Raw genomic sequence first — 11,964 nt, 5'->3', positions numbered from 1 at the left:
TGCGGCATGGACATCTCGCCGGAAACTCCCTGGGACACGACGCCGGACCTGTCGGCCCGGATCGTCACCGCCATCGCCCGCCTGGCCAGCGTGATGCGGGCCGGCATGTGGGCTGCTTCCACCGCCGAGCAGCTCAATCCCGCGCAAGCGGAGATCGTGCAGTTGCTGCACCGCCGCGCGCGTGGCATGCGGCTGTCGTGGCTGGCGCAGCAACTGTCGATTTCCACGGCCAGCGCCAGCGATTCCGTCGCCGCGCTCGTGTCGAAGGGCTACGTGCGCAAGACCCGCGCGGCCGACGACGGCCGCGCCACGGCGCTGCTGCTGACGCCCGAGGGGGAACAACTGGCCGGGCGGCTCGAGGGCGCGCTGGACTTCGCCGACGACGCCGTCTCCGCGCTGCCCCATGCGCTGCAGGTGGCCCTGCTGACGGGCCTGTTCAAGACGATCGCCGAACTGCAGAAGACCGAACGCTTCCCCGAACTGCGCGTCTGCCTGTCGTGCCGCCACTTCGAACCCAACAAATTCCCCGGCGCCGACGCCCCGCACCACTGCGCCCTCGTCGGCGCCCCCCTGCCCATCGCCTTCCTGCGCATCGACTGCGCCGAACACGAACCCGCCGACCCCACCGCCGCCCAGCGCAACTGGCAAATCTTCGCGTGAATTGCACCAGGTGATGTCGCAGATGGCGCTTCTGGTGTCTGACATTTTTTCCGGACGTTTTTCCCGGAAAATGTGTCAGACACCGGTTATTCCGCGAGCTCGCAACTAGCGGTTGATCAGCAGGGGGCGGAGCAGGGGGTTCGAGGAGCATGCTCCTCGCCTGCGCAGCGGTGATCCCTTGCAAGGGATCACTCCTTCCTGTCCCCGGTAACTGTGAACTCCAAGACTTGCCGTTAGCGTATCAAGGGGACTGACCCCAGCCTTTTGGCCGCGCCGTCGGAACGCCCGCATAAAACCGGGGTCAGTCCCCTCGTGACGCCGCCAGCAAGCGCTGACCCTGCCGCTTACCGGGGACAGACCCCAGAGACCCCAGCGACCCCTGAGCCCCCACCCCCACATCCCCTCCAATCCTGAACACCGCCACCGCCTCCGCCAGCCTCCGTGCCTCGTCCTTCATCGACTCGGCAGCCGCGGCCGCCTGTTCGACCAGCGCGGCATTCTGCTGGGTCACGGCATCCATCTCCACCACGGCCCGGTTGATCTGCTCGATGCCGGCCGACTGTTCGGTGCTGGCCGCGGTGATCTCGGCCATGATGTCCGTCACGCGCTGCACGCTGGCGACGATGTCGCCCATCGTGGCGCCGGCCTCGCCCACGAGCTGGCTGCCGGCGGCGACCTGCTCGGTGGAAGCGCTGATCAGCTCCTTGATTTCCCTGGCCGCGGCGGCCGAGCGTTGCGCCAGCGCGCGCACCTCGCTAGCGACGACGGCGAAGCCGCGCCCCTGTTCGCCGGCGCGCGCCGCTTCCACGGCCGCGTTCAGCGCCAGGATATTGGTCTGGAACGCGATGCCGTCGATGACGCTGGTGATGTCGCCGATCCGGCTGGCCGACGCGCGGATATCGTCCATCGTGCCGACGACGCGGCCGATGATGTCGCCACCGCGCGCCGCCACCTGCGAGGCGGCGCCGGCCAGCGTGTTGGCCTGGCGCGCATTGTCGGCATTCTGCTTCACGGTGGATGCCAGCTGCTCCATCGACGATGCCGTTTCCTCCAGTGCGCTGGCCTGCTGTTCGGTGCGGGACGACAGGTCCTGGCTGCCGGTCGCCACCTCGGCCGCGGCGGTGGCGATGACGTCCGTTCCCTGGCGCACCGTGGCCACCGTGGCGGCCAGACTCTCATTCATGCGGCGCAGCGCGCGCAGCAGTTCGCCCATCTCGTCGCGTGTCTGCGCATCGATGCGGCTCGTGAGATCGCCCGCCGCCACCGTGTTCGCCACGCCGAGCGCCTGTTCGACCGGCCCCGTGATCGATCGCGTGATCCACCATGCCACGGCGGCCGCCAGCGCGACGGCGATGAAGCCCAGGCCCCACATCAGGTTGCGCGTGCTCGAATAGGTGTCCGCCGCCGCCTCGGCGGCGTTCGCGCTGATCTGTTTCTGCAACGCCGCCTGCTCGCGGGTGGCCTGCTTCAGGCGCACCAGCAGGGGCCGCATTTCGCCCACGAGGTAGGCGCGCGCCGTGTCGGTGGCGCCGCTGTTGACGTGGCCGATCAGCGTGTCCTGCGCGGCGATGTACCGGTCGGTGTCGGCGCGCATCTGGCGCAGCAGGTCGCGCGCTTTCGGATCCTGCAGCGTGGCCTCGAGCTCGCGCATCACGTCGTTGATCGCCTGCCGCGACGCCACCACTTCCGCATGTTGCTGCCGGCGGTCGTCCGGATGGTCGTTGAGGATCATGTTGCGCAGCGCGATGGCGATGTCGTTGACTTCTTCCAGCATGCGGCCGGTCGCCTCGATCTTCGGCATCCGGTTGTTCACGATCTCGCCGGTGCCGGTATTCACCCGCGACAGCATGACGTTCGACAGCTGTACCATCGCGATCAGCATCACGCACACGATCGCAAAGCCGAGCGCCAGCCGTTTTCCGATGGTGAGATTCGCTACATTCATTGTCGTCGTCTCCTAGTGATCAGGTTTCCGGCAGTGGCCCGCCTTTCGTGCCGCCATTTATACCGTAGTGATGGCATGGCTGGCGCACAAAGAACTTTTCAGCGACGGAAAACGATGGTAAAAGCTGGAAGGCCGATTTTGTGTTGGCGTTTATTTAACCTTCCACCAATTCATCGATGACTGAATCCAACCCCCCGGACACCGCACGCCGCTTCGACCTGGTCGGCCTGGGCGAATGCATGGTCGAGTTCAATGCCACCGAGCCGCTGTCGCGTGCGCAACGCTTCGGCAAGGCCTATGGCGGCGACGTGCTGAACGCGCTCGTCGCGGCGAGCCGGCAGGGCGCGCGCACGGCATTCGCCAGCCGGGTGGGTGACGACCCGTTCGGCGCCGGCCTGCGCGCCGCCTGGGAAGACGAAGGGATCGACGTTTCGCACGCGCCGCTGGTGCCGGGTGAAAACGGGGTGTATTTCATTTCGCTCGATGCGCACGGCGAACGGTCGTTCACGTACCGCCGGGCCGGCAGTGCCGCCTCGCAGCTGAGCGCCGCCGATATCGACGTGGCCTTCATCGCCTCGGCCCGCTGCATCCTGCTGTCGGGCATTACGCAAGCCATTTCACCCGGTGCCCGCGCCGCCACGCTGGCCGCGGCCCGCATCGCCCGCGAACGGGGCGTGCTGGTGGCCTACGATCCGAACTACCGGCCGCGCTTGTGGAACGATGAAGATGCTGCCCGCGCCGCCTGTGCCGAGCTGCTGCCGTACGTCGACATCCTGCTCCCGAGCCTGCCGGCCGATGCCGCCATCCTGCCCGGTGCGCCGCAGGCGCTGGTGGCGCACGCGGTGGTCAAGCACGGGGAAGAGGGCTGCGAAGTGTGGCTGCACGGCGAGCGCACGGCGGTGCCCGCGGTGGCCGCGAACGTGGTCGATACCACCGGCGCCGGCGATGCGTGGAATGGCGCCTATCTCGCCGCCGTGTTGCGTGGCGAGACGCCCGCCGAAGCCGCCGGTCTCGCCAACCGTGTCGCCGCCGCCAAGCTGGCACACCGCGGCGCGATTCCACCTCGGAACGCGTCAGTTGAAGCTTGATGTCACGAAGAACGCGTGCGTCACCGGGGTCTGTCCCCGGTAAGTGAAGGCGTCAATCCTGGTTGTTCGCGCATCGAGGGGACTGACCCCAGCCTTTTGCTCGCGCACCACGGCTGCCTCGGAAACCTTACGCCGTCGACCTGACCGGCGCCGCCGTCACCGCCACGCCGCGCACACAATTGCGCCCGCCCCGCTTCGCCGCATACAACTGCGCGTCGGCCGCCTCGACCAGCATGTCCGGGCGGTCCGGCGCATCGGGATCGAGCGCCGGCACGGCGGCGATGCCGAAGCTGGCGGTGGCGGTCACGAACTGGCCCAGCTCGACGGCGCTGCCGGTGCTGCCGAACGCATGGCGGATCCGTTCGGCCAGGGCGTGGGCGCCATCGAGATCCGTTTCCGGCAACACCATGAGGAATTCCTCGCCGCCGTAGCGCACCACGCTGTCGACGGTTTCGCGCGTCATCGCCAGCAGCAGGCCGCCGAATTCGTGCAGCACATGGTCGCCCGCCGCATGGCCATGCGTGTCGTTGATGCGCTTGAAGTGATCGATGTCGCACAGGATCACGGACAGCGCCGTGCCGTAGCGCCGTGCCCGCGCCAGCTCGGCATCGAGCAGGCCCCTTTGCAGCACGCGGCGGTTGAAGCAGCCCGTCAGCGGGTCCCGGTCGGCCAGTTGCTCGAGCAGGATGGCGGAGCGGAATTGCTCGCGCTGCGCCAGGTGGAAGCGGCGCGCGCCGATGTAGCCGAGCGTATTGCCGAGCATGAGCAGCAGCACCAGCGCCACCTGGTCGTCCATCCTGAGGCTGCCCTGGACAAACAGCATCACGCAGAACACGGCCGACGAACCGCAGGCGATCCATACGGCGTAGATGAACCGGTTCGGAATATTGACGTAGATGGCCATCAGGATCAGCGCCTGCGACATCACGTTCCACGTCATGGCGGCAGGCTGGTACCAGCACAGCACCATGAATACCGCGAGGCCGACGATTTCGACATTGCACGCGGCCAGCACCGCCACCCGCACCGATTCAGGGCGGCGCGTGATCGCCAGCAGGCCGGCGCCGGCGATCAGCGCCACGAGCACGCGCAGTGCGATCATCACGCCGGCCGTGGTGGTCGGGCCCAGCGTGGCCACGTCGGTGGCGCCGAAGGCCACGTAGAAGGCGGCGCAGAACAGCAGGCTGATCTTCAGCTGGGCGGAACGCTCGGGCAGGTGGTGGCGGTTGAAGCGATCTTCGACGGCCGCGTCCGCGAACTCCGCACGCTGGCGATCGATTTCAAGGCGGGGATGGGGCAGGTCGCGGTGCGGCACGGGGTCCTTCTGGCATGAACGATGCGCACCGGACGTGCGCGATGCCCCGGCATTGTACATTTAAATTCTTATAAGTATCAATCTGTTATGCACTCCCGGTTTCGCCGCGCCGCGGCAGGCAGCCGCAAGCCGGCAGGCGCCATGCGCGCCATGAAAAACGGGCCGTCCTTGGACGGCCCGCCGGGAGCGCGGCGCTGCGATGCGCCGCGACGATCAACCCTTCATCAGAACTTGTACCGCGCGCCCAGCATGTAGCGCGGTCCACCCTGCGTGGCGGATAGCACCATCATCTTGTTACGGCCGTGCACGCGCTGCGTTTCGTCGTTCAGGTTGATGCCTTCGAACTGCAGCGTCAGGTTCTTGGTCAGGTTGTAGCCGATCGACAGGTCGACCTGGCCATATGGCTCCACGTACTGGGGATTCGGCCCGGCCTGGTCGGTGACCGAGGACAGGAACTCGTCGCGCCAGTTGTACGCGGCACGGATCGACCACTTGTCGTTCTCGAAGATACCGATCACGTTGGCCGAGTCGGACAGGCCGACCAGAGCGAACTGGTTGCCCGAGCCCGCGTTGTCGAAGGCCAGGTTCGACTTCACGTACGTATAGTTGGCCTGGATGCCGAAGCCGCTGGTGCCGAACATGTGCTGCCAGTTGACTTCCGCGCCCTTCACGTTGGCCGATTTCTCGTTGACGAACGACGTGATCTGGTACTGCACGGCCGGATTGCCGGCGATGCCCGAGATGGTGCCCGTCTCGTTGCCCAGCGCATTCGGCGCGCCCCGCACCACGCCATCCTGGCCGGCGAAGTTGCGGAAGATGTAGTTGCGGATGCAGGTCGTGTCGGTGTTGATGCAGCCGGAAGCCAATGCGGCATTCCAGTACGCGCCGCCCACCGGGGTCGTGACGTTCGGCGACGCTTCCATGTTCACGCTCTGGCCCGCGTAGTTCGACAGGGACTTGTGGAACAGGCCCAGCGACACGGTGCTCTGCGGCGAGTAGTACCACTCGGCCGACAGGTCCAGGTTCTTCGACTTGACCGGTTCCAGCGCCGGGTTGCCGCGCGTGCCGGTACCGTAGTTGATGTTGCCGGTCGGGTTGATGTTCGTGCCGCCCTGGATCTGGTCGTAGCGCGGCCGGCCGATCGTCCAGCCATAGCTGGCGCGGACCTTGAAGTCGTCACGCACGTTCATGTCCCAGTCCAGGCTCGGCAGGAAGTGGTGGTACTTGCCCTTCAGGCTCGTGAAATCCTTGCCGGAGAAGACGAACGGCAGTTCGTTCTGCGCCACCCAGTTCACGCCGGCCACGGTCTGCGACAGTGCCGTCGACAGCACGTCGGTCTTTTCGTAGCGTACGCCGATACCGGTGTGCATCGGCATCGCCGTATCCCACTCGGTGTTCAGCTGGAAGTACAGCGCACGGCTCTTTTCCGTGGTGCGGCGGTCGTAGTCGGGATTGGACAGGCTCGGCAGGTACAGGGCCGGCTTGCCGGTCGCATCCGAGACGCGCTGGCGCATCGCCGCGAAGTCGAACAGGTGGATCTGCTGGAACAGGGCCGGGTTGTCGTGGCCGCCCAGCTTGTCGAAGTACTGGCCGAGCGAATCCGGGCGGAACATCGATTGCGGGTAGTCTGCCGGCGACGTGGCACCGCCCCACGAATCGCTCTGCACCTGCTGGAACGCGGAGCGGTTCTTAACGTTCGTGATCGACAGGCCGAAGTTCAGCTCGGAGTCTTCGAACAGCTTCAGGCGACCCCCGGCCTGGGCCTGGTCGATCTCCATGCGCTGGTAGCCATCCTGGAACCACGAACCGGACACCTGCATCGGCGCGCGGTTGAAGTCGGCGCCTTCGATCGACAGCACAGGCATTTCGTTGTCGAAGAGCACGCGCGTGTTGCCGCGGCTGAAGCTGACGGTGGCCAGATCGTTGTTGGAACCGAACGGGCTGTCCTTCTGGGATGTCGCGGTGGAGTGGTGCGCATCGAACGTCAGGCGCAGGTCGTTCGACACCTTCCACTGCGTGTTGAAACCGAGCGACTTGTTCTCGGACTTGGTGGCGAAGTCGCCGCCATTCATCGCGATATCCTGGTTGGCCACGTTCTCCTGGTAGAAGATCGGTGCCGCCACCGGGCCGTCGGTCCAGCTGGAGACGGACGGGCCGTGGTTGAACCACGCCGACAGTTCGTGGTACTTGGTCTGCACCTTGTTCAGCGAGTAGGTGTAGTCCAGCGTGGTGGTCAGGTCCTTGTTCGGGCGGAACTGGAACGTCAGCTGGCCGTTCGTGCGCTGGCGCTGCGAACCGCGCATGAAGTACGAGATATTCTGCGGCACGGAATACACGTCGCTGCCGTCCGGGCGGTTCGTGATGTTTTCCGAGCCGGGCGCGCCGGGCAGGGGGATCACGCCGGTGACGCCGGTCTGCGTGGCCGTGTACGGGCCTTTCCAGCCATTGGTGATCTGCGCCTGGTTCACGCCCAGGTTGCGTTCCTGGTAGCTGGCGCTGACGGACACGCCGAACATGCCGTCGGCCCACGTGGTGCTGTAGATGCCCGACACTTCCGGGGTGTACGAGCGCTTGGCCGCGTCTTCCTGCGGCAGGTTGTCGTTCGATGTGTCGTACACCAGCTTGCCGCCGATGCTGGCCATGTTGCCCAGTTCCAGCGGACGCGCCGTCATGATGTTCAGCGTGGCGCCGATGCCGCCCGGCGGCGTGTCGGCGCGCGAGCTCTTGTACACCTGGATCTGCGACACGGCTTCCGACGCCAGGTTCGAGAAGTCGAACGCGCGGCCAGCCAGGTCGCCGAGGTTCGAGGTCGGCATCTGGCGGCCGTTCAGCAGCACCATGTTCAGGTCCGGGCCCACGCCGCGCACGGTCACTTGCGAGCCTTCGCCGCGGTTGCGGTCGATCGACACGCCGGAAATGCGCTGCAGCGATTCGGCCAGGTTGGTGTCGGGGAACTTGCCGATGTCGTCGGCCACGATGCCGTCGACGATACCGTCGGAATTGCGCTTCAGGTTCAGCGTCGACTGCATCGAGGCACGGATGCCCTTGACGACGACGGTGGCTGGTGCGCTCGGGTCGGCCACATTGCCGGCGACGTTGCCGGCGACTTCCTGGGCCGAGGGTCCGGTGGCGGCCTGGGCTACTGCCGGTGCCGCCTGGGTGGCCTCCTGCGCGAACGCCGGCGCCATCAGCGTGGCGCAAGCCCCGGCGACGGCAATGGCGATCAGGCGATGGTGGGTATTGGGTGATGCGCTGAGTTCCTTGGAACTCTTCTTCTTGCTGTACAGCACGGTGTCTCCTCTCTGGTGTGGAACGCCACGCCCGTGGGCAGGGGGAGGCGGCGTCATTGGTCTTGCCAAATCACTTGTCCGGCGTTCCGATTGCCGCGGGACTCGCCACATCGCATGCTGTCTGCGCAACATTGCTCACGTGACGTAATTTACGCAAGAGTAAGAAAATTGGCGTAATTGGTCAATCGCGCGAACAAATAAAATTTAGTAACGAAACAGTAAAAAACCCTGTTGTGGCAGGCATTTACGTGATGAAGAACGATTACATACCTTATGTAATGATTGGGAAAACGGTTTCCAAGAAATCGTTTTCACAGCAAAATCAACGACTTCTGGAAACGTGTCCAAGGCGGCGCCATGTTTGCTTTTCGGCATGCCAGAACGCGTGGCTCGACTTGCCGTGTTTTCTCACCGTTGCAAAATCCTCACAACATGCGGCATAAAACCAACGGTCACCATGGAAACGTGTCCACCGGCGCGGGATCGAGCGCCGCGGGCGGGCCGCACCGGGTGGCCTTGCTCTGGCGGGAGCTTCACCGGTGCTGCATAATCCGCCCACTGCAAACGACCCCGACCCGCCATGCCCGTTACCGGTGACCAGCAACTCCTGAAACAACTGAACCGGATGGCGCTGGTGCGCCAGGTCAGCACGCAGCCCGGCCTGTCGCGCGCGGCGCTGGCAGACGAGCTGCGGCTGACGAAATCCACGGTCAGCCAGCTCGTGCGCGAGCTGATGGAGGAAGGCTGGCTGTCCGAGAGCGAGCTGCTGGTCACGGGCGAGGTCGGGCGTCGCGCGACGCCCCTGCACCTGGACACGGGCCGGCTGGCGCTGATCGGCGCCGAAGTGGGGGTCGACGAAGCGCGCGTGCTGGCGACGAACCTGCTGGGCGAGGTGCTTGATTCGCGCGTCATCGAATACGACGATGCGCACGACCCCGCATCCTGCATCCGGCTGGCGGCGCAGGCGATGGTGCGCCAGGCGCGCCGGCTCGCGCGACCGTCCACCGCCGGCGGCGCGCGGCGCGTTCTCGGCCTGGGGATCGGCCTGCACGGCGCCGTCGACGAGCACACGGGCGTGCTGCGCCATGCGCCGCACCTGGGCTGGCGCAACGTCGACGTGCGCGCCCAGGTCGAGGCGCACTTCGCCGGCACCGCGCTGCACGGCCTGCCGCTGTACATGCAGAACGAGGCGAACGTGGCGGCGCTCGCGGAGTTCGAGTTTTCGCGCGAAACGGCGGGCGATCCGCTGATCTACCTGTCGATCAGCTACGGCGTCGGCGCGGGCATCATCGTCAGCGACCGGCTGTTGACGGGCATGAGCGGCTTCGGGGGCGAAGTGGGCCACGCGATCCTGCAGGCCGACGGGCCGCGCTGCTCGTGCGGCCGGCGCGGCTGTGCCGATGCGCTGATCGGCCTGGCCGCGTTGCTGGGCGACGAACGGCCCAGTTACGCGGCGCTGGAGCGGCTGTACAAGCGGGTGGCCGACGGCGCCCCGTCCACCTGCACCGCGGTGGCGGCGGCCGGGCACCAGCTGGGCATCCTGCTCAACAACCTGTGGGCCGGCTTCGACCCGATGGCGATCGTCATCGGCGGCCCGGCGCTGCGCCTTGGCGACGCGCTGATCGGGCCAGCGCGGCAAACGCTGGCCGGCTACGCCGAAGCGGCGCTGCTGACGCCACCCGAAATCCGCACGTCGCACTTCGGCGCCGATGCCGTGGCCGTGGGCGCCGCCGCGCTGGCGCGCTACCGGCTCACCCGGCCGCTGGACCTGCAGACGCTGGAGCGGCGCACGGAGCGTGGATCGTAGGCACCAGGCGCGAATCCGCATGCATGCACCCAAAGGCAAAGGGCCGGGGTCAGACCCTGCGGGTCTGACCCCGGGTGTGCCTCGGGGTTCGCCGTGAATTCGCAGCCCCGTACGCGATTTTTCCAGTCATGCCAAACTAGCCACCCCGACGGCCGCACCATGACGGCCATCACCGCAAAGGAGAGCGATCGCATGACTGACACCACGAAATACGTACCCCCGGATGTCTGGACCCCGCCAACGGCGGCCGGCGGCACCTTCGGCAGCATCAACCGCCCGGTGGCAGGTGCCACCCATGACAAGGAACTGCCAATAGGCGAGCACCCGCTGCAGCTGTACTCGCTGGGCACGCCGAACGGCCAGAAGGTGACGATCCTGCTGGAGGAGCTGCTGGCGCTGGGGCATGCCGGCGCCGAATACGATGCGTGGCTCATCCGCATCGGCGACGGCGAGCAGTTCGGCAGCGGCTTCGTGGAAGCCAACCCGAATTCCAAGATTCCGGCCCTCGTCGACCGCAGTGGCGATGCGCCGCTGCGCGTGTTCGAATCCGGTTCCATCCTCGTCTACCTTGCCGAGAAATTCGGCGCCTTCCTGCCCACGGAGACCCGCGCGCGCACGGAAACGCTGAACTGGCTGTTCTGGCAGATGGGATCGGCGCCCTTTGTCGGGGGCGGCTTTGGCCACTTCTATGCCTATGCGCCGGAAAAGCTGCAGTACCCGATCGACCGCTATGCGATGGAAACCAAACGCCAGCTCGACGTGCTGGACCGCCAGCTGGCGGCGCACCGTTTCGTGGCCGGCGACGAATACACGATCGCCGACATGGCCATCTGGCCGTGGTATGGCCTGCTGTCGCTGGGCGAGCTGTATGGCGCGGGCGAATTCCTGTCGGTGCACGAGTACACGAACGTGCGGCGCTGGGCCGAGGAGGTGGGGGCGCGCCCCGCCGTGCAGCGCGGGCGCCGCGTGAACCGGCTGCAGGGCGAGCGTCAGGTGCCGGAACGGCATAGCGCCGCCGATCTCGACTGACGATCGTTGGCGGATGAAAAAACGGGCGCCGCGGCGCCCGTTTTGATTGATTCAAGCGACGATCAACGCTTGGCGCGGCGGCGCGCGGCGAAGCCAACGACGGCCAGGCCCAGGCCCAGCATCGCGTAGGTCGATGGTTCCGGCACGGCCGAGACGGCTTGGGCGATCACAAAGTCCTGGGACGTCCCCGACGTGTATCGCGTGAACGTGTACTGTTGTGTGTAGGCCAGGCTCTTGTCCTTCGCTTCGGCAAGCATCTTGTAGGCGTCGGTGACGATAGGGGCCGCGCCCGCATAGCCGCCCGCGCCGTTGCCGCGACCGCCAGTGATCGTATTATTGACGGCAAGCTTGCCCGTCGCAGCCGTCTCGAACGTCGCGTCGTCGTTGTAGAGTTCCCACAGCGCAAGCTGGAAGCTCAGGCTGAGGTCTTTCGAGGCCTCGTCGGCCCCCGTGATCTTGTCGTAGTACAGGCCATACAGGCGCGCGATCGACGTTTGGCGCTCAACACCAGGAGTAAGGTCGGCGAATTTGAACGTGGAGTCAGCAGCGTAGCTCTGGTTTTCCATGCCCATGTTGGCGCCTGGCTCGACGCACAGGGCCAGGAACGTCTTGCCGGCGCTGGTGGAAACGTCCCACGTCTGCAGGTTGAAGCCCCGGTTATCCAGCGCATTGAAATTCTTGGCCGCTAACGTTTGCTGGCCGTTGTGCGAAGCGATGTAGACGCTGGTCGAGGTAGTGGCCTGCGCAGGAGCGAACAGGGCAACGCCGATGGCGACGGCGGACAGCTTGGCGAAAATGGTGGTCATGTCATTCCTTAGTTATTGTTAATG

At 66.1% G+C, this 11,964-nt stretch carries 8 protein-coding genes; 4 read left to right on the top strand and 4 right to left on the bottom strand.

The genetic code is table 11. From position 1 onward, the window contains the following. The first annotated feature begins 6 nt into the window (after nucleotides 1–6). The gene (locus EWM63_RS30690; RefSeq protein ID WP_130189904.1) at nucleotides 7–660 is read left to right on the top strand and encodes a MarR family winged helix-turn-helix transcriptional regulator; all 654 of its coding nucleotides are present in this window, start codon (nucleotides 7–9) and stop codon (nucleotides 658–660) included. Between the two features lie 301 nt (nucleotides 661–961). On the opposite strand, the gene EWM63_RS30685 is transcribed toward EWM63_RS30690, so the two are convergent. After that, nucleotides 962–2,605 (bottom strand): methyl-accepting chemotaxis protein, encoded by a 1,644-nt coding sequence (locus EWM63_RS30685; protein ID WP_130189903.1) that lies wholly within the window; start codon nucleotides 2,603–2,605, stop codon nucleotides 962–964. Between the two features lie 176 nt (nucleotides 2,606–2,781). Between EWM63_RS30685 and EWM63_RS30680 the strand changes: the two genes are divergently transcribed. Then, nucleotides 2,782–3,693, top strand: coding sequence for a sugar kinase (locus EWM63_RS30680; RefSeq protein ID WP_130189902.1), 912 nt, complete (start codon nucleotides 2,782–2,784; stop codon nucleotides 3,691–3,693). 127 nt (nucleotides 3,694–3,820) lie between these two features. On the opposite strand, the gene EWM63_RS30675 is transcribed toward EWM63_RS30680, so the two are convergent. Continuing rightward, on the bottom strand, nucleotides 3,821–5,068 hold the full coding sequence (locus EWM63_RS30675) for a GGDEF domain-containing protein (protein WP_130189901.1): 1,248 nt from the start codon (nucleotides 5,066–5,068) through the stop codon (nucleotides 3,821–3,823). 164 nt (nucleotides 5,069–5,232) lie between these two features. Next, nucleotides 5,233–8,298: a TonB-dependent receptor gene (locus tag EWM63_RS30670; RefSeq protein ID WP_229487612.1), complete on the bottom strand. Its 3,066-nt coding sequence runs from the start codon at nucleotides 8,296–8,298 to the stop codon at nucleotides 5,233–5,235. 580 nt (nucleotides 8,299–8,878) lie between these two features. Here EWM63_RS30670 and EWM63_RS30665 point away from each other — a divergent pair. Continuing rightward, a complete protein-coding gene (locus EWM63_RS30665; RefSeq protein ID WP_130189900.1) occupies nucleotides 8,879–10,105 on the top strand; it encodes an ROK family transcriptional regulator in 1,227 nt (408 codons plus the stop codon). Between the two features lie 192 nt (nucleotides 10,106–10,297). Then, nucleotides 10,298–11,134, top strand: a complete 837-nt coding sequence (yghU, locus tag EWM63_RS30660) for a glutathione-dependent disulfide-bond oxidoreductase (RefSeq protein WP_130189899.1) — start codon at nucleotides 10,298–10,300, stop codon at nucleotides 11,132–11,134. A gap of 62 nt (nucleotides 11,135–11,196) precedes the next feature. Here the strand turns inward: yghU and EWM63_RS30655 are convergent, their stop codons facing one another. Further along, on the bottom strand, nucleotides 11,197–11,940 hold the full coding sequence (locus EWM63_RS30655; RefSeq protein ID WP_229487611.1) for a PEP-CTERM sorting domain-containing protein: 744 nt from the start codon (nucleotides 11,938–11,940) through the stop codon (nucleotides 11,197–11,199). Nucleotides 11,941–11,964 lie beyond the last annotated feature (24 nt).

Source organism: Pseudoduganella lutea (assembly GCF_004209755.1).
Taxonomy (GTDB): domain Bacteria; phylum Pseudomonadota; class Gammaproteobacteria; order Burkholderiales; family Burkholderiaceae_D; genus Rugamonas; species Rugamonas lutea.
Note: the sequence above shows the minus strand (reverse complement) of the source record. Positions and strands in the feature narration are given on the sequence as shown.